We start from the raw sequence: 18439 nt of genomic DNA, 5'->3' as shown, positions 1-18439 counted from the left end.
AAGCATGAAATTTTCACATGATTGGATCGAGAGAAACCCCTGGCTGCTGATCGCGCTGGTGACCTTGGTGGTCAGCGTCGGCGGCGCCGTCGAGATCGTGCCGCTGTTCTTCCAGAAGTCCACCACCGAGCCGGTGGCCGGCCTGAAACCGTACTCGCCGCTGCGCCTGGCCGGCCGCGACATCTATGTGCGCGAAGGCTGCTACAACTGCCACTCGCAGATGGTGCGCCCGTTCCGCGCCGAGACCGAACGCTACGGCCACTACTCGGTCGCCGGCGAGTTCGTCTACGACCGGCCGTTCCAGTGGGGTTCCAAGCGCACCGGGCCCGACCTGGCGCGCGTGGGCGGCCGCTACAGCGATGAATGGCACCGCACCCACCTGGCCAATCCGCGCGACGTGGTGCCGGAATCGAATATGCCGAACTATCCGTGGCTGGCGCAGACCGCGCTGGCGCCGGAAGGCATCGTGCCGAAGATGAAGGCCTTGAAGCGGCTGGGCGATCCCTACACCGACGCCGAGATCGCCGCCGCCCCGGCCGAGCTGAAAGACAAGACCGAAGAAGACGCCCTGATCGCCTACCTGCAAGGCCTGGGCACATTAATCAAGACGAGGAACTAGCATGGCTATCGACAACCTGTTTGACCGCGCCAGCAGCGTGATGACGGTGATTTCCTTCATCACTTTCATCGGCATCCTGTGGTGGGCCTTCATCCGCAACAAGGAAGCCGATTTCGCCGAGGCGGCACAGCTGCCGTTCGACGACGAGGAGAACCGTCATGGCTGATTTCACCAACGGCTTCTGGGACATGTACATCGTGGTGCTGACGCTGCTCGGCATCGCCGGCTGCGGCATCCTGCTGTACTCGCAATCGCAGATCAAGGGCAAGAGCGGCGAAACCACCGGCCACGTGTGGGACGAGGACTTGAGCGAACTGAACACGCCGATGCCGCGCTGGTGGATGTGGCTGTTCTACATCACCATCGTGTTCGCGCTGGTCTACCTGGTGCTGTATCCGGGCCTGGGCAGCTACGCCGGCAAGCTGGGCTGGAAATCCTCGGGCCAGTACCAGGCCGAGCTCAAGCAAGCCGACGCCGAATACGGTCCGCTGTTCGCGCAATACCAGAAGCAGGACCTGAAGGCGGTAGCGGCCGATCCCAAGGCGCACGCCATCGGCGAACGCCTGTTCCTGACCTACTGCGCGCAGTGCCACGGTTCGGATGCGCGCGGCAACAAGGGCTTCCCCAACCTGGCCGACAAGGACTGGCTGTTCGGCGGCGCCCCTGAGACCATCAAGGAAACCATCCTGCACGGCCGCACCGGCGTGATGCCGGCGATGGGCGCCGCGCTGGGCTCGGACAAGGAAGTGGAGAACGTCGCCCACTACGTGCTGAGCCTGTCCGGCTCGACCGCCGATCCGATCAAGGCGGTGTTCGGCAAGGACAAGTTCGGCGCCTGCATGGCGTGCCACAGCGCCGGCGGCACCGGCAACCAGGCCATCGGCGCGCCCAACCTGAGCGACAAGATCTGGCTGTTCGGCGGCAGCGCCGAGACCATCATGGAAACCATCCGCAAGGGCCGCAGCACCACCATGCCGGCCTTCGACGACTTCCTCGGCGACGCCAAGGTGCATGTGCTGGCCGCCTACGTATGGAGCTTGTCGAACGACGTCAGCCACGTTGCCAGCTTACCAGTCGCGGCGGCGACAGAAACCGCCACGGCAGCAAAATGAACGATCCTGCGCCACAAGTGATCAAGATGTATGCGGCGCGCGAGGAAATCTACCCGCGCGAAACCTCGGGCCGCTACGCCCGCCTGCGCTGGCTGTGTGTCTGGCTGACGCAGCTGGCGTTCTACTGCACCCCGTGGATGCAGTGGAACGGCCGCCAGGCCCTGCTGTTCGACCTGGCGGCCCGCAAGTTCTACATCTTCGGCCTGGTCTTGTGGCCGCAGGACTTCATCTACCTGGCGGCGTTGCTGATCATCTGCGCCTATCTGCTGTTCCTGGCCACCGCGGTGGCCGGGCGGGTGTGGTGCGGCTTCGCCTGTCCGCAAACGGTGTATACCGAAATCTTCCTGTGGATAGAACGCCAGATCGAAGGCAAACGCAGCGCCCGCATGGCGCTGGACCGGCAGCCGCCGTCGGCCGCCAAGTTCGCCAAAAAGGGTGGCAAGCACCTGGCCTGGGGCGCGGTGGCCTTGTGGACCGGCTTTACTTTTGTGGGCTACTTCACGCCGATCAAATTGCTCGGCAACGAGGTGCTGACGTTGAGCTTCGGCCCGTGGGAATGGTTCTGGGTGCTGTTCTACAGCCTGGCCACCTACGGCAACGCCGGCTGGCTGCGCGAGCAGGTGTGCAAGTACATGTGCCCGTACGCCCGCTTCCAGAGCTCGATGTTCGACCGCGACACGCTGATCATCACCTACGACACCGAGCGCGGCGAACCGCGCGCGCCGCTGTCGAAACGGGAGGAGCTCAACGGCGGCTCCTGCATCGACTGCAGCCTGTGCGTGCAGGTCTGCCCGACCGGCATCGACATCCGCAAGGGCTTGCAGTACGAGTGCATCGGCTGCGCCGCCTGCGTCGACGCCTGCAACGGCGTGATGGACAAGATCGACCAGCCGCGCGGCCTGATCCGCTACAGCACCGAGCGCGCGATGCTGATGCACTACACGCCGACCGAGATCCGCCAGCGCACGCTGCGCCCGCGGGTGCAGATCTACGCCGCCATCCTGGCGCTGATCGTGGTCGCGGTCGGCACGGCGCTGTGGCTGCGCACGCCGCTCAAGCTGGACGTGATCCGCGACCGCGGCGCCATGGGGCGCGAGGTGGAAGAGGGCATGATCGAAAACGTCTACCGCTTGCAGATCATGAACACCACCGAGCAGGCCCACACCTACCGCATCCGCGTCAGCGGCATACCCGGCTTGGCGCAAGTGACGCCGGACCTGGTGCGGCTGGAAGGCACCGAGACCAAGGCCTATCCGATCCGCCTGCGCAGCGCGCACGGCGCCGGCAATCCGGGCTCGAACAAGATCGAGATCGAACTGACCGCAGTCGACCAGCCGTCGCTGCACGTAGAGGAACATGCGGTGTTTTTCGTGCCGCGCTAAGGGGACGCAGATGAATGTATCGATCATGACGCAAACGCCGTGGTGGAAGCAGCGCTGGCCGTGGCTGTTGATGCTGGGCCCGGCCGTGGTGGTGGTGGCCGGCAGCTACACCGGCTGGCTGGCCTACTCGCGCCCGGACGCGCTGGTGGTGGGCGACTACTACAAGCAGGGCAAGGCCATCAACCAGGACTTGCGGCGCGACCGCCTGGCGTCGTCGCTGGGCTTGTCGGCGGTGATCGGCTACGACGCCACCCAGGGCACGCTGAACGGCCAGCTGCGCCGCACCGCCAGCGACCAGGGCCAGACCGAACGGCTGTTCGTGCACCTGTCGCATGCGACGCTGCCGGAGAAGGATATCCAGCTGGTGGTGCAGCCGGATGAGTTCGGCGCATTCCAGATCAACCTGCCGATGCTGGAACGCAGCCGCTGGGTGGTGCTGATCGAAGGCGAGCAGCGCGACTGGCGCCTGGCCGGCACGTGGAGCTGGCCGGCGCAACGCCAGGTGACGCTGCAGGCGGACTTGCCCCAGGTCGCCGGCAACTAGCCGGCAACTAAGCGCAGGTCTGGGTGCCGGCGGTGATGGCCTTCAGCGTCGCCGGTTGCAGCAGCTCGATCTCGCGGTTGCTCACGCGCAGCAAGCCTTCCTTCTTGAACTTGGACAGCAGGCGGCTGATGCTCTCGATCGTCAGCCCCAGGTAGTTGCCGATCTCCTCGCGCGACATGCGCAGCTGGAAGGCGTGCGGCGAATAGCCGCGCGTCTCGTAGCGCGACGACAGGTTGACCAGGAAGGCGGCAAAGCGCTGGGTCGCCTGCATATTCCCCAACAACAGCATCACGCTTTGCTCGCGCGTGATTTCCTGGCTCATCATGCGGTGGAAGTGGCGCAGCAAGGTTGGCATATCGGCCAGCAACTGCTGCAGGCTGTCGAAGGGGATCTCGCACACTTCGCTGTCTTCCAGCGCCAGCGCGGTGCAATGGTGCAGGTCGGCGCTGATGGCGTCCATGCCCAGCAATTCGCCGGCCATCTGGAAGCCGGTGATCTGCTCGACGCCGTCGCGGTTGACCTGGTAGGTCTTGAAATGGCCCAGCCGTATCGCATACAGGCTCTGGAAAGTGTCGCCGATACGAAACAGCGGCGCGCCGCGCGCCACCTTGCGCCGGCGGCCGATGATCTGGTCCAGCCGGTTCATATCGTTGTTGTCCAGCCCCATCGGCAGGCACAACTGGTGCATGCTGCACGTCGCGCAACTGGCCTTGAGGTTCTCGATGCTGGCGCTGGGCAAGACCAGCGAAGGAAGTTCTCGTATCATGACGCCATTGTAGACCTTTGGTCGTCATTATTGGCCGATGCCGCAGTTAGCCGATCAGGTATTCGCGCGCCATTTTGCGCGCCCGGTGCAGCCGGCTCTTGACGGCGGCGCTGCTCTGGCCGACGTCGGCGGCGATCTCGGCGATCGACATTTCGGCGAAATCGCGCAACAGCACCACCTGCAGGTAATCGGCCGGCAAGGACTCCAGCGCGTTGACCAGTTCCAGCCGCAGGCCGGCCGTGTCCTGGCTGGCCAGCCATTGTTCGGCGCGCTCGTCGTCCCACGGGTCGTGGCCGAGCGCGGCGCGCCCCAGGCGGTGGCAGGCGCGCTTGACCACCTGGAACAGCCAGCCGGAAAACGCCGCCAGCAGGCGCACCGACGACAGCCGCCGCGACAGCACCAGCAAGGCTTCCTGCACGGCGTCGTCGACGTCGCCGACCAGGCAGTTGCGCTGGGCGTAGCGGCGGATGTCGGGCTGGCACAGCCGCAGCAGCTGCGCCAGCGCCGCCGGATCGCCGCGATGGGCGGCGTCCAGCACCGCCAAGTGTTGTACTGCCAGGCTCATAGTCCCCCAGTTTGTTTGGCCGCCCGGTCGAGGCGGCGGCCGACCAGCGCGCACATCGGGCAGAAGCCGAACAGGCCGGAAGCGACGATGCCCGCCGCCGACGCCGCCAGCACCAGTCCCCACAGGCCGCCCAGCAGGGCGATGCCGGCCCAGGCCGCGATCACGCCGGCCACCACGCGCAGCGCGCGTTCCCAGTTCGGTACGTTTTTAACATAAAACATCGTGCACTCCAATTTTTCGCAGAGGAAGTCCCTCGGCAGCTAAGAGGCGGGCGGCGGCCGTTTGGATTCTGAATTATCACAAATTATTTAAACTATTTAACTTGCACACTATTTAATTGCACGCTATAGTTCAACCCATCAGGTAGCGCACTACTTGATCGCTAACTAACAAACCACAAGGACCACATCATGAAACGCACTCTGATCGCTACCGCTCTGCTGGCCTCCACACTGGGCGCCCACGCCGCCGCCCCGGCCACCGACACCACCGTCGTGCTGGTACACGGCGCCTTCGCCGATGGTTCCAGCTGGAACAAGATCATCCCGCTGCTGCAGGCCAAGGGCCTGAAGGTGGTGGCCGTGCAGAACCCGCTGACCTCGCTGGCCGACGACGTCGCCGCGACCCAGCGCGTGGTCGATGCGCAGACCGGCAAAGTGGTGCTGGTGGGCCATTCGTGGGGCGGCACCGTCATCACCCAGGCCGGCACCAGCGACAAGATCAAAGCGCTGGTCTACGTGGCCGCGTTCGCGCCGTCCGAGGGCGAAGCCTCGGCCGACCTGGGCCGGGATTACGCGGTGCCGCCGGGCATCGCCACGCTGCAGGCCGACGCCGCCGGCTACCTGTGGCTGCCGACCGACTCGGTGGCCAGGAACTTCGCCCAGGACCTTTCCCCGGCCGCCGCCGCGCTGATCGCCGCCACCCAGGGCCCGATCAATTCCAAGGCCTTCGGCGACGTCACCACCGTGGCCGCATGGAAAACCAAGCCCAACTACTACATCGCCGCCGCCCACGACCGCATGATCGCGCCGGCGCTGCAACAGGCGTTCGCCAGGAAGCTCAACGCCACCACCGTCACGCTGAACGCCAGCCACGTGCCGATGCTGTCGCAGCCGGCCAGGGTGGCGCAAGTGATCATTGCCGCCGCCCGGCGTTAATCCTGTTGCCAAGGCCGGGCTTTGATAGGAGAATTTGCTGTCTATCTGGCATTTCTCCGTTACTCCGCCCGACCTCGCCTCCAAGGATGAAATGAAGTCACCCGGCATCAAGGCCAAAGTTGCGCTGGCCACCAGCATCACCTCGGTCCTGATGATCGCTCTGGTGACCGTGGTGCAGACCCACCGCATGCAGGACGACTTCACCAAGGTGCTGTTCACGCAACAGACGGCGCTGATCAACCGCACCGCCGAGGAGCTGGACGACAAGCTGCTGTTGTTGCTCGATATCATCACCGTCTCGGCGCGCAACCAGCCGCCCGCCATCGCCCGCTCGCCCAATCAGCTGCGCGCCTACTACCGGGACCGCGCGGTGCTGGCGCTGTTCGACGACCTGCTGGTGCTCAGCCCGCAAGGCACCATCATCGCCGACCTGCCGGAGGTGCCGGCCCGGGTCGGCATCGAAGCCGCCGACCGCGACTACTTCAAGACGGTGATGCGCACCCGCAAGCCGATGATCACCGAACCGCTGATCGGCCGCGCCGGCAAGCAGCCCATCGTGCAGATGGTGGCGCCGGTGCTGGACGCCCATGGCGAGGTGGTGTGCGTGCTGGTCGGCGTGCTGCGCCTGTACAAGGACAATCTGCTGGGCCACCTGCGCAACGCCAAGGTCGGCCGCACCGGCTACTACTTCGCGCTGACCCGCACGGCGACGCCGGTGTATGTGCTGCATCCCGACCTGAGCCGCATGCTGCAGCCGCGCCAGCCCAATGCCAACGCCGCCACCACGCGCGCGCTGGAGCACGATTTCGAAGGCACGGTCGACAGCGTCAACGGCGCCGGCAAGCGCACCCTGAACAGCTACAAGGCGCTCAAGTCGGTGGACTGGGTGCTGGCGGCGTCGCTGCCGGCCGAGGAAGCGTTCGAGCCCTTCAACGGCGTGCTGTACCGCCTGCTGCTGTGGAGCGGCCTGGCCTCGCTGCTGGCGGCCGCGCTGGTCGGCGGGGTCACCCTGCGCCTGCTGGCGCCGCTGATCAAGCTGCGCGACGCCATCGTCGCCCTGCGCGACAACCCCAGCCGCTTCACGCCGCTGCCCGTCCACGCGCAGGACGAGGTCGGCCAGCTGACCAGCGCCTTCAACGACCTGATGCGCGAACGGCTGGCGGCCGACGCCCGCCTGCAAAGCCTGGTGGAGTTCGCGCCCAACGCCATCGTGGTGGTCGGCGTCGACGGCCGCATCGAAACCTTCAACCGCGAGGGCGAGCGCTGCTTCGGCTACCAGCGCGCGGCGGTGCTGGGCCAGCCGCTGGAGATGCTGGTGCCGGAACGCCTGCGCGGCCAGCATGCGGCCCACCGCGTCAAGTTCTTCGCCGACCGCCTCAGCGCCGAGCCGGTGCGCATGGGCGACGGCACGGTGCTGTACGGCCTGCGCCGGGACGGCAGCGAGTTCCCGATCGAGATCAACCTGAGCGCGGTGCGCACCGACCAGGGCACCAAGGTGCTGGCGGTGATTTCCGACATCACCGAGCGCCACCGGCTGGGGCTGGAGGTGGAGGCGCGCGCCGCCGAGCTGGAGCGCGAGCGCGACCGCGCCGAGGCCGCCAACCGCGCCAAGAGCGAGTTCGTGGCCAATATGAGCCACGAGATCCGCACGCCGATGAACGCGGTGCTGGGCATGGTCTACCTGCTCGGCAATACGGCGCTGACGCCGCAGCAGCGCAAATACCTGAGCATGGTGCGGGTGTCGGGCCAGTCGCTGCTGGGCATCCTCAACGACGTGCTGGATTTTTCCAAGATCGAGGCGCGCCACATGGAGTTGTCGCCGGTGGAGTTTGCGCTGGACGACACCATGAACTCGCTGGCCACCCTGATGACCATGAACGCCGGCGACAAGGAGCTGGAGCTGGCGATCAGCGTCGATCCGGCGGTGCCGCGCCAGCTGCGCGGCGACGCCATGCGCCTGCAGCAAATCCTGGTCAACCTGGCCGGCAACGCGATCAAGTTCACCGAGCACGGCGAGGTGGTGGTCAGCATCGAGCTCAGCGCGCGCGACGCCGACCACGCGCTGCTGCGCTTCGAGGTGCGCGACACCGGCATGGGCATGACCGAGTCCCAGCTGGCGCAGCTGTTCCAGGCCTTCTCGCAGGGCGACCAGAGCATCACGCGGCGCTTCGGCGGCACCGGCCTGGGGCTGGCCATCACCAAGCGCCTGATCGAGCTGATGGGCGGGCAGATCGCCGTCCACAGCGAGCAGGGCCAGGGCACCCGGTTCTGGTTCAGCCTGCCGTTCGAGGTGCTGCCCGAGCTGCCGGACCAGCGCCGCAAGCCGGCCCTGGGCCATCTGCGCCTGCTGGTGGCCGACGACAACCGCACCAGCCGCGAAGTGATCGCCAAGCTGATCCGCGCCTGGGGCTGGCAGGCCGACGAGGTCGATTCCGGCGCGGCCGCGCTGCACCGCTACCGCCAGAGCCAGCAGGCCAAGCAGACCTACGACGTGGTGCTGGCCGACTGGCACATGCCCGGCATGGACGGGCTGGCCACGGCCAAGGGCATCCGCGAGGCGGCCGGCGGCGGCCGGCAGCCGATCGTGGTGATGGTCAACGCCTTCGCCCGCGACCATGCGGAGGAAATCTCCAACGCGCCGGAGGCCGACGTGGTGCTGGTCAAGCCGATCACCAGCTCCAACCTGTTCGACGCGCTGCACCAGGCGCTGGCGGCCAAGGGCGACGGCCTGCCGCAGGCGGTGGCCGAGGCCGGAATCGCCGGCAGCCTGGCCGAGCGCCATTTCCTGCTGGTGGAAGATAATGCGCTAAATCAAGTTGTGGCGCGCGGCATCCTCGAACACGCCGGCGCCACGCTGGACGTGGTGGGCGACGGCCGCCAGGCGGTCGAGCTGCTGCGCACCAGCGCCAGCCGCTACGACCTGGTGCTGATGGACATGCAGATGCCGGTGATGGACGGCTTTACCGCCACCCGCATCCTGCGCCAGCAGCTGGGCCTGACCTTGCCCATCATCGCCATGACGGCCGGCGTGCTGGGTTCCGAGCGCCACCGCAGCGAGGAGGCCGGCATCACCGATTTCATCCCCAAGCCGATCGAGGTCGAGGAAATGCTGGCGGTGCTGCAGCGCCACCTGCCGCAGCTGGCGCCGGCCGCGCCCAGCACCGACGATTTGCTGGCCGCCATGGCCGCCGCCGCACCCGCGCCGGCGCCGGCCGTGTCGATGCCCGCGCCGCCCCAGGCGCCGCCGACGCCGGTCCCGGCCGCCGCGATGCCGGCCGGCGAGGCCGCCGTCTTCAATATGGACAGCCTGATGCGGGTGATGGGCAAGGACGCCAAGGGCCGCGCCGTGATGCTGAAGATGGTGCGCGGCGTCGTCGCCGCCGGCATGGAACCGGCCGACCTGGCCGGCCAGGCGCTGCGGGAAGGGCGGCTGCGCGACGCCGCCCGCCTGTTCCACAGCCTGCGCGGCGCGGTCGGCGTGCTGGGCGCCAAGCGCCTGATCCAGGCCACCGTCGAGGCGGAAAACGCCATCAACGAACAGCGCGACGACGAGCTCGAACAGCGCTACCAGACCGTCCGCGCCGAGCTGGAACAAACGCTGGCGCGCGCCCGCGCCTGGCTCGACACCGAACCATCCTGAGCTGCCGCCGCTGCACGGCCGTCACATTTCGCGTCCCGGCCCGGGACGCTGTGGTTTTTCGCATAGCGAAACGCTATTGATAACAATTCGCATTTACATCCACTCGCTTCATTGTTACAATCCTCCGCATGAAATCGCCATGATCCGGCAGCCAGACGCAAGAAAGCAGTAGCCCAGCGCAGCCAGCCGCCTACATTCTCGGAAGAAAGATGCAAATGATTAAGAGTCGCAAACACGCGCAATCGCGCTTCAATCAACAGATGGGCGCGGCATTGGCCGTGATGCTGCTGCCGGTCGCCGCCCACGCGGCCGACGCCGGCACCGACCCGGTGCTTGTGACCGGCAACAACCAGACCTTGCAGGAAGTCCGGGTTCGCGGCGACGCCATCAACGACTTCAAGGCCGACAAGGCTAGCTCCGCCAAGTACACCGAGAAACTGATCGACACCGCCCAGTCGCTGACCGTGATCAAGAAAGAGCTGATCGAACAGCAGGGCGCCGTGACGCTGACCGAAGCGCTGCGCAACACCCCGGGCGTGGGCGCCTTCTTCCTGGGCGAAAACGGCAGCACCACCACCGGCGACGGCATCTATATGCGCGGCTTCGACGCCTCCGGCAGCATCTACGTGGACGGCGTGCGCGACGTCGGCTCGATCTCGCGCGACACCTTCAACATCGAACAAATCGACGTGCTCAAGGGCCCGGCCGGCACCGACAACGGCCGCAGCTCGCCGACCGGCGCCATCAACCTGGTCAGCAAGAAGCCCCTGCTGGAAGACGCCTACCTGGGTTCGGTCACGGTCGGCAGCGGCAGCCAGAAGCGCGCCAGCGCCGACCTGAACAAGGTCATCAACGCCGACACCGGCACCGCCTTCCGCCTGAACCTGCTCGACCAGGACAGCGGCAATCCGGCGCGCGACGTGGTCAAGAACAAGCGCTGGGCGATCGCGCCGTCGGTGGCCTTCGGCCTGAACGGACCGACCCGTGTCTACCTGAACTACCTGCACGTCGACCAGAACAACATTCCCGACGGCGGCGTGCTGACCATCGGCCTGCCGGGCTGGACCCCGCCGGCGCCGGTCGTCCTGACGCCGGCCACAGGTGGCAAGCCGCCCGTGCTGGGACCGAGCTTCGACTTCATGGCCGGCGCCAAGGCGGTCGATCCGAAGAACTTCTACGGTTCGGTGCTGGACTTCGACAAGGTCAAGGCCGACATGTTCACCGCCCGCATCGAGCATGACTTCGCCGGCGGCGCCAAGCTGCAAAGCACCACCCGCTACGGCCGCACCAAGCAGGACTACCTGCTGACCTCGTTCATGTCGACCGGCGCCAACCTGCGCAACGTCGTCGCCGGTTCCAATCCGGACAACTGGATGATGGCGCGCACCAACCTGACCTACAAAGACCAGCTGAACGAAATCATCACCAACCAGACCACCGTCACCGCCGACTTCGACGGCGGCGCGCTCAAGCACACCGTGGTGGCCGGCCTGGAACTGGTCAACGAGAAGCAGACCAACTACACCAACGTCAACGCGCCGGGCGCGACCGGCCTGCCGCTGGTCTACATCTACCATCCTGACTCCAGCCAGGCGGTGACGCCGGCCCAGGTCAGCCTGGTGCGCAACGGCGCCCGCGGCGACGGCAGCACCAACACCGAGAGCGTGTACCTGTTCGACACCGCCAAGCTGGGCGACCAGTGGATCTTCAACGCCGGCGTGCGCCTGGACCACTACAACACCACCTACAACGGCGTGACGGTGCAGGGCGTGGCCACGCCGCAAAAGATCCCGGTCGGCACGCTGCTGGCCAACTCGCTGACGGCCTCGGACAACCTGCTCAACGGCAAAGTGTCGGCGCTGTACAAGCCGACCGCCGACAGCAGCGTCTACGCGCTGGTGGCGACCTCGAAAGCGCCGCCGGGCGGCGCCAACTTCACGCTGAGCTCGGCCGCCAGCAGCTCGTCCAACCCGAACTACGATCCGCAGATCACCACCAACTACGAGTTCGGCACCAAGTGGGATCTGCTCAAGCAGAAGCTGTCGCTGTCGGCCGCGGCCTACCGCACCGACGTGCGCAACGAGATCGAAGTCGACCCGACCAACGCCGCCATCTTCTACCAGAACGGCAAGAAGCGCGTGCAGGGCATCGAACTGGGCGTGACCGGCGAGCTCATGCGCAACTGGCTGATCAGCGCGGGCTATACCCGCATGTCGACCAAGGTGGTGTCCGGCAAGGTGGTCACCGCCGCCGGCGAGAACCTGCTGAGCTACACGCCGAAACAGGCGTTCACGCTGTGGACCTCGTACACGCTGCCGATGGGCCTGCAAATCGGCGGCGGCGCCCGCTTCAGCGACAAGCTGATGCGCGGCACCGACGGCGCGGTCGGCACCCCGGCCTACGCCGATGCGTACTGGGTGCTGGACGCCATGGCTTCGTATCCGGTCAACAAGCACGTCGACCTGCGCCTGAACGTCTACAACCTGGCCGACAAGGACTATGTCCAGGCGATCAACAAGTCGGGCTACCGCTACACCCCGGGCGCGCCGCGCTCGGCCAGCCTGACCGCCAACTTCAAGTTCTGATTTTCAGCTACTCACTGCAGGCCCCGCCCATTCCGGCGGGGTCTTTTTTTTTCAAGGAGAGTTTTCCATGATGCTGCACATCCCCGCCGTACTGAGCCGCGAACAAGTGGCCGCCATGCGGCGCCGGCTGGACCAGACCGACTGGGTCGACGGCCGCGGCACGGTCGGCGCCCAGGGCGCGCTGGTCAAGCAGAACCGCCAGCTGGCCGAGGGCTCGGCGCTGGCGCAGCAACTGGGGGCGGAGGTGCTGGCGGCGCTGGCGGCCAGCCCGCTGTTCTTTGCGGCGGCGCTGCCGCTGCGCACCTGTCCGCCGCTGTTCAACAGCTACGCCGGCGGCGAACACTACGGCGCCCATGTCGACGGCGCGCTGCGGCGGGTGGCGGCCACCGGGCAATGGCTGCGCACCGATGTGTCGTCGACCCTGTTCCTCAGCGACCCCGAGGACTACGACGGCGGCGAGCTGATCGTCACCGACGCGTATGGCGAGCATGAAGTCAAGCTGCCGGCCGGCGATCTGATCGTGTATCCGTCGACAAGCGTGCACCGGGTCGAGCCGGTCACGCGCGGGGCGCGGGTCTGTTCCTTCTTCTGGACCCAGAGCATGGTGCGCGACGATATGCGGCGCAGCCTGCTGCTGGAGCTGGACCAGAACATCCAGAGCCTGCGCGCGCGCCTGGGCGACTGCCCGGAACTGGTCGGCCTGACCGGCCACTACCACAACCTGCTGCGGCAGTGGAGCGAGGTCTAGGCCGGATTCAAGCGGTGGCGGCGGCGCGCGCGTAACGGCGCTCGACGCGCGCACCCAGCGGACGCAGCGTGAACATCAGCACAAACACCATGTTGGCCTTGCCCGGCGCGACATAGCCGAGCAGCAGCGCCAGCGTCGCGATCAGCATCACGCCGAAGCTGCGCACCAGCGTCGCGCGGTAGACGCCGACGCTCATCGGATGCACGCACAGGCCGGGATGGCGGTGGATATGCCGCGCCACCAGCAAGGTGGACACGCTCATCCAGATCATCACGCCGGAATACACCATCTGTCCCGTGGTCGACGCCATCTGGCCGTTGACCGCCGAGGCGAACGGCAGCAGCGAGGCGCCGGACAGGCTGAGGATGGTCAACCACAGCAGGCCCTGGTCGGCATGCCGCACGTAGCTGAACAGGCGGTGGTTGACGATCCAGAAAATCGCCAGCACGAAAAAGCTGATCAGCCACGAGATCAGGTTGGGGATCAGGCCCACCAGCGCGCCTTGCAGCGCCGCTTCGCTGGTCAGGTGGGCGTGTTCGGGCAGGCGCAACTCGATCACCAGCAAGGTCATGGCGACGGCGAAGATGCCGTCCACCAGGGCTTCGATACGGTGTTTGCTCAGCTGCGGCTGGCCGTCGTGGCTAAAATCTGTCATCACTGGTCCTGTTGTTAATCGAACAGCAGCCATTTTTGCCGCGATATACGGAAATTGCAACTGTTAGCGCTTGGCCAGGCGGGTGGCGTGGTAGCGCTCGATCCGCCAGGCGTCGCCGTCGCGTTTGAAGACCGCCGTTTCCAGAAAGCCGTAGGGGGTTTCCGCGCCATCGCTGGCGATCCAGACCGCATCGTTGCTGACCGTGGTCCAGGCCACATCGCCGTGCGCCTGGGTGCGGAAGCCGTGCAGGCCGGCCCGTTGCCGGCCCAGCGCGGCGCTCGACTTCAGCAGCGCCATGACGGCGGCCTTGTCCAGGATGCGGTCCTGCTCGATCATGAGGAATGCCGCCGTCAGCCCGGCCTCGACCGCGCCCCAGTCATGGCGCTCCAGCGCGCGGTGCCAGTCGGTCAGCGCCGCCTCGGCGGCGCGGGTGTCAGACTCCATGCTAGGCATGCTCTATCCTTTCCGAATACGGCCCGGTCTGGCCGCGATGCCGAAAAGCTTAGCATGGAGGGCTCGTCAGCGGTGCGCCGTAGCGCTTATTTGCCCGTCAGCCTGCGCAGCGCCAGGCCATCGTCGCGGAAGGCATGCAGCGCGGCCGCCGGCAGCGAGAACGCCACCGTCGCGCCCGCCCGCAGGCTGTCGTCCTGGGTCTTGGCGACCAGCAGGGCTTGCTCGTCCGCCCAGCGCAGGTGCACATAGCTGTGTTCGCCCAGCGCCTCGACGTGGACGATCTGCGCCTGCCACTCGCCCGCTCCCAGCACCAGGTGCTCGGGACGGATGCCCAGCGTCAGCGCGGCTCCCGGCTCCAGGTCGGCGCCATCGACCGCGGCCTCGCAGGCGCGGCCGCGCAGGGTGGCGACGATGCCCTGCGGCGTCACGGCGGCCAGGCTGGCACCCAGGAAATTCATCGCCGGCGTGCCGATGAAACGCGCCGCGAACAGATTGGCCGGATGATGGTACAGCTCCAGCGGCGTGCCGATCTGCGCCACATTGGACTGGCCCGGCGCTTCGGCGGCCGGACGCAGCAGCACGATCTTGTCGGCCAGCGTCATCGCCTCCACCTGGTCGTGGGTCACGTAGATCATGCTGGCCGTATGCAGCTCGCGATGCAGGCGCGCGATCTCCAGCCGGGTCTGGGCCCGCAGCGAGGCGTCCAGATTGGACAGCGGCTCGTCGAACAGGAACACCTTGGGCTTCTTGACGATGGCGCGGCCGATCGCCACCCGCTGGCGCTGGCCGCCGGACAGCGCGCCGGGCTTGCGCGCCAGCAGCTCGTCCAGTTGCAGTATCCGCGACGCCTCCCTCACGCGGCGCTCGATCTCGGCCTTGTCCAGCCGTTGCCGGGTCAGGCCGAACGCCATGTTGTCGTACACCGTCATGTGCGGGTACAGCGCGTAGCTCTGGAACACCATGGCGATCTGGCGCTGCGCCGGCGGCACGTCGTTGATGGTGCGGCCGTCGATGGTCACGGTGCCGGCGCTGACCGGCTCCAGTCCGGCGATCAGCCGCAGCAGGCTCGATTTGCCGCAGCCCGAAGGGCCGATGAATACGCAGAACTCGCCCGGCGCGATGTCCAGGTTGATGTCGTTCAGGACGTGCTGGCCGTTGTAGGCCAGCGCGATGTGGTTGAGGCTAACTTGCGTCATGGGATTCTCGTTTTACTTGATGCCGCTGGACTGGTCGTTGACGTTCAGGAAGTGCCGGTTGAGCCCGATGTACAGGATCAGGATCGGCAGGATGGAGATCACCGAGCCGGCCATGATCAGGTTCCAGGACGACGCCTTGGCGTACTGCTTGGCCACCGCGTTCAAGCCCTGGGTCAGCAGATACTGGTCGACGCTGGAGATGAACAGCAGCGGTTTCATGAACTCGTTCCAGATGCCCATGAAGACGAAAATGGCCTGGGTCGCCAGCGCCGGCTTGGCCATCGGCAGCACGATGCGGAAGAAGCGGTGGAACGGCCCCGAGCCGTCCAAGGTGGCCGCCTCTTCGATTTCAACCGGGAAGTTGATGAAGAACTGGCGCATCATGAAGATGTAGGCGATCGACACGGCCGAGGTCAGGATCACCGACAAATGGGTGTCCACCAGGCCCATGCGCGCGACGATCATATAGGCCGGGATCATGGTCACCTGGCTCGGCACCATCACCAGCAGCATCATGCTCTGGAACAGCAGGCCGCGGCCGCGGAAGCGGAAACGCGCCAGCGCGTAGCCGGCCATGGTGTTGAACAGGACGTTGAGCACGGTGACGGCCAGCGCCACCGTGAACGAATTCCACAGCCACTGGTAGAACGGGCCGTGCAGGATCATCTCGTAGGCCGCCAAGGTCGGCGCCTGCGGCCAGACCTGCTCGGCGCCGGCGATTTCGCGGGTGGTCTTGAGCGAGGTCAGCACGGCCCAGGCGAACGGCGCCAAGGTCAGCAGGCTGTAGCCAACCAGCACCGCGTACAGCGCGCCCTGCCGCAGGCGCGCGCCGGCAGAGTGGGACGGGCGGCTCATCGGTTGGCTCCATTCGGTTGCACAAAGCGGTTCAGGATCAGCGTGGCGCAGAAGATGATCGCGGTCAGCACCACCGCCAGCGCGCACGCCAGGCCCATGGTGTTGTAGTTCTTGAAGGCGAAATGGTAGATCAGCAGCGTGAAGGTCAGCGTGGCGTTCTCCGGCCCGCCCTCGCCGCCGGACAGGATGAAGGCCTGGTCGAACACCTGGAAGCAGCCGATCAGCCCCATCGTCAGCACATAGCAGGTGATCGGCATCAGTTGCGGCACGCTGATCTCCCAGTGGCGGCTGACCGGACCGGCGCCGTCCAGCAGCGCGGCCTCGTACAGCGCGGCCGGGATCTCCTGCAGGCCGGCCAGGAACACCACCATGTAGCCGGGGATGGTGGAGAACACGTTCATCAGCATGATGATGCCCAGCGCCCATTTGGGATCGCCCAGGAAATTGATGCTGTGGCCGAAGTGCTGCTGGAGGAACTGCACCACCAGGCCGTTGTTATTGAACAGCCACATGAAGATCATGGTCATCGCCGCCGACGAGGTCAGCGTCGGCAGGAACAGCAGCGTGACGAAGCTGCGCTTGAAGCGGATCTTGCCGTTGAGGGCGCAGGCCAGCGCCATCGCGATCACCGTCTGCAACGGCACCACCACCGCCACGTACGTCATGGTGTTGCGGCAGGCGGCCCAGAACTTGTCGTCCTCGACCAGATACGCCAGGTTGCGCAGGCCGACGAAGCTGTGGCGCCCCGACACCAGGTCCATCTTCTGCACCGAGACAAACAGCGCATAGGCGATCGGCGCCAGCGTGAACAGGCTGATCACCAGCAGCGCCGGCAGCAGGAAGGCATAGGCGCCGATGCTGGCGCCGCGCGGGATTTTGGGCAGGGAAGGCATCATCGCTGGCGCTCGATTTCACGGTTGGAGACGGTTTCGGCCTTCTCCAGCGCCTGCTGCAAGGACTTGCTGCCGTTGAAGGCGGCCAGGAACTGGTTGCCGAAATTGGTGTTGAGCACCGGCAGTTCGATGCCGCGCGACCACACCGTCGCATAGGCCGCGCCGGCCACGTGCGCCGCCAGCACCGGCGCGCTGCGCACCTGCATGGCCGCCTCCACGCTGCGCCGGGTCGGCAGCGTGCCCGAGGCGGCGGCCCACAGCCGCATGCCGGCGCCGGTCATGTAGCGCGCGAAGCGCAGGCCGGCCGCCTTGTTCTTCGCGCCGCGCGGCACCGCATAGCCGACCACGAAGGCCATGGTCTGCTTGCGCTGGTTCACGGTCGGCATTTCGCGCGTGATGAAGGGCACGTCGCCATAGTCGTGCCGGAGCGCCGGCTGCACCCAGTTGCCCTCCATCATCAGCGCGGCGCGCCGCGTGCCGAAGGCGGCGCCCGGCCAGTCGGCGCCGAGGTCGTCCTTGGGCGAGTACAGGTACTTCAGCACATGGCCGGTGACCAGCTGGTTCAGATAGGCGTAGGCGACCGCGTTGCCGGTGAAGTGGGCGTGGCCGTCGGCGCCGATCAGCGGCTGGCCCGAGGTTTCCAGCGCCGCCAGATGGCGCGCCAGGTCCTTCTCGATGATCATCGCCGCCACGCCGCGCGGCAGGCGCGCCTGCAATGCCTGGGCAAAGCGCATCAGGCCGTTGAAGTCGCGCGGCACGTCGTCCGGACGATAGCCGGCCTGCTTCAACAGCTGCGGATTCAGGTATAGCGCCAGCGTCGAATAATCCTTGGGCAGGCCGTACAGCTTGCCGTCGCGGCCGCGGAAGGCTTGCAGAAACTGCGGGTAGAAATCGGCCTGGTCGGCCGCGTCCAGCTCCAGCGGCTCCAGCACGCCGCTTTCGATCAGCACCGGCGCCTCGGACGCGTCCAGGTAGAACACGTCGGGCGGGTTGTTGGCGGCGAAGCGCGACTTCAGCACGTCCTGGTACTTGTCCTCGATCACCTGCTTGCGCACGGCGATGCCGGTGCTGTCGGTGAAGGCGGCGGCGGCCAGGTCGAAGGCCGCCACCTCGGCGGGCGACGAGCCCCAGACGGCCACCGTGACCGCCTCGGCGGCCCGTCCCGGCGCCGCCATCGCCAGCGCGGCGCACAGCGCGGCCGCGCGCAGGCGGCCTGGTATATCGTTCATTGCATTGTCTCCTGGTACTGCGGTGGCCGTGATCGGCGCA

General features: G+C 66.6%; 18 protein-coding genes. 9 read left to right on the top strand and 9 right to left on the bottom strand.

Annotated elements, in window-relative coordinates:
* Positions 1–4: 4 nt before the first annotated feature.
* The 5 genes from ccoO to AC1RMD_RS02160 are packed head-to-tail and all read left to right on the top strand — an operon-like array spanning position 5 to position 3657.
* A complete protein-coding gene (ccoO, locus tag AC1RMD_RS02180; RefSeq protein ID WP_492923205.1) occupies positions 5–619 on the top strand; it encodes a cytochrome-c oxidase, cbb3-type subunit II in 615 nt (204 codons plus the stop codon).
* 1 nt (position 620) lies between these two features.
* Positions 621–785 carry a cbb3-type cytochrome oxidase subunit 3 gene (locus AC1RMD_RS02175; protein WP_492923203.1) on the top strand — a complete coding sequence of 55 codons (165 nt, stop codon included), beginning with the start codon at positions 621–623 and terminating at the stop codon, positions 783–785.
* Entirely contained in the window at positions 778–1731 is a 954-nt protein-coding gene (gene ccoP / locus AC1RMD_RS02170; RefSeq protein WP_492923201.1) for a cytochrome-c oxidase, cbb3-type subunit III, read from the top strand. The genes AC1RMD_RS02175 and ccoP overlap by 8 nt, the downstream gene beginning before the upstream one ends.
* Positions 1728–3113, top strand: coding sequence for a cytochrome c oxidase accessory protein CcoG (ccoG, locus tag AC1RMD_RS02165; RefSeq protein ID WP_492923199.1), 1386 nt, complete (start codon positions 1728–1730; stop codon positions 3111–3113). The genes ccoP and ccoG overlap by 4 nt, the downstream gene beginning before the upstream one ends.
* Positions 3114–3123: 10 nt before the next feature.
* Positions 3124–3657 carry a FixH family protein gene (locus tag AC1RMD_RS02160; protein WP_492923197.1) on the top strand — a complete coding sequence of 178 codons (534 nt, stop codon included), beginning with the start codon at positions 3124–3126 and terminating at the stop codon, positions 3655–3657.
* A gap of 7 nt (positions 3658–3664) precedes the next feature.
* Here the strand turns inward: AC1RMD_RS02160 and fnr are convergent, their stop codons facing one another.
* Genes fnr through AC1RMD_RS02145 form a run of 3 tightly spaced genes read right to left on the bottom strand, consistent with a single transcriptional unit; the run spans position 3665 to position 5209 of the window.
* Positions 3665–4423, bottom strand: coding sequence for a fumarate/nitrate reduction transcriptional regulator Fnr (fnr, locus tag AC1RMD_RS02155; RefSeq protein ID WP_492923195.1), 759 nt, complete (start codon positions 4421–4423; stop codon positions 3665–3667).
* Positions 4424–4469: 46 nt separating this feature from the next.
* On the bottom strand, positions 4470–4988 hold the full coding sequence (locus AC1RMD_RS02150) for an RNA polymerase sigma factor (protein WP_492923193.1): 519 nt from the start codon (positions 4986–4988) through the stop codon (positions 4470–4472).
* Entirely contained in the window at positions 4985–5209 is a 225-nt protein-coding gene (locus AC1RMD_RS02145; RefSeq protein WP_492923191.1) for a YgaP family membrane protein, read from the bottom strand. Before AC1RMD_RS02145 ends, AC1RMD_RS02150 begins: the two co-directional genes overlap by 4 nt.
* Positions 5210–5398: 189 nt before the next feature.
* Between AC1RMD_RS02145 and AC1RMD_RS02140 the strand changes: the two genes are divergently transcribed.
* The 4 genes from AC1RMD_RS02140 (at position 5399) to AC1RMD_RS02125 (ending at position 13118) form a co-directional block, all read left to right on the top strand.
* Positions 5399–6145 carry an alpha/beta fold hydrolase gene (locus tag AC1RMD_RS02140; RefSeq protein WP_492923189.1) on the top strand — a complete coding sequence of 249 codons (747 nt, stop codon included), beginning with the start codon at positions 5399–5401 and terminating at the stop codon, positions 6143–6145.
* Between the two features lie 91 nt (positions 6146–6236).
* Positions 6237–9785 (top strand): response regulator, encoded by a 3549-nt coding sequence (locus AC1RMD_RS02135; protein ID WP_492923187.1) that lies wholly within the window; start codon positions 6237–6239, stop codon positions 9783–9785.
* A 209-nt stretch (positions 9786–9994) separates the two neighbouring features.
* Positions 9995–12370: a catecholate siderophore receptor Fiu gene (locus tag AC1RMD_RS02130; RefSeq protein ID WP_492923185.1), complete on the top strand. Its 2376-nt coding sequence runs from the start codon at positions 9995–9997 to the stop codon at positions 12368–12370.
* 67 nt (positions 12371–12437) lie between these two features.
* Positions 12438–13118 carry a Fe2+-dependent dioxygenase gene (locus tag AC1RMD_RS02125; RefSeq protein WP_492923183.1) on the top strand — a complete coding sequence of 227 codons (681 nt, stop codon included), beginning with the start codon at positions 12438–12440 and terminating at the stop codon, positions 13116–13118.
* A 7-nt stretch (positions 13119–13125) separates the two neighbouring features.
* On the opposite strand, the gene AC1RMD_RS02120 is transcribed toward AC1RMD_RS02125, so the two are convergent.
* From AC1RMD_RS02120 to AC1RMD_RS02095, 6 genes are all read right to left on the bottom strand, one after another.
* Positions 13126–13773, bottom strand: coding sequence for a TMEM175 family protein (locus AC1RMD_RS02120; protein ID WP_492923181.1), 648 nt, complete (start codon positions 13771–13773; stop codon positions 13126–13128).
* Positions 13774–13836: 63 nt separating this feature from the next.
* Positions 13837–14226 carry a YybH family protein gene (locus tag AC1RMD_RS02115; protein WP_492923179.1) on the bottom strand — a complete coding sequence of 130 codons (390 nt, stop codon included), beginning with the start codon at positions 14224–14226 and terminating at the stop codon, positions 13837–13839.
* An 86-nt stretch (positions 14227–14312) separates the two neighbouring features.
* Complete coding sequence (locus AC1RMD_RS02110) at positions 14313–15422, bottom strand: ABC transporter ATP-binding protein (RefSeq protein WP_492923177.1); 1110 nt, start codon at positions 15420–15422, stop codon at positions 14313–14315.
* A 12-nt stretch (positions 15423–15434) separates the two neighbouring features.
* Complete coding sequence (locus AC1RMD_RS02105) at positions 15435–16277, bottom strand: carbohydrate ABC transporter permease (RefSeq protein WP_492923175.1); 843 nt, start codon at positions 16275–16277, stop codon at positions 15435–15437.
* Complete coding sequence (locus AC1RMD_RS02100) at positions 16274–17173, bottom strand: carbohydrate ABC transporter permease (protein WP_492923173.1); 900 nt, start codon at positions 17171–17173, stop codon at positions 16274–16276. The genes AC1RMD_RS02105 and AC1RMD_RS02100 overlap by 4 nt, the downstream gene beginning before the upstream one ends.
* On the bottom strand, positions 17170–18399 hold the full coding sequence (locus AC1RMD_RS02095) for an extracellular solute-binding protein (protein WP_492923171.1): 1230 nt from the start codon (positions 18397–18399) through the stop codon (positions 17170–17172). The genes AC1RMD_RS02100 and AC1RMD_RS02095 overlap by 4 nt, the downstream gene beginning before the upstream one ends.
* Positions 18400–18439 lie beyond the last annotated feature (40 nt).

It is taken from the genome of Duganella sp. GW822-FHT06D06 (assembly GCF_058799615.1).
The sequence above is the reverse complement of the archived record's forward strand: the minus strand, read 5'-3'. Positions and strand labels throughout refer to the sequence as shown.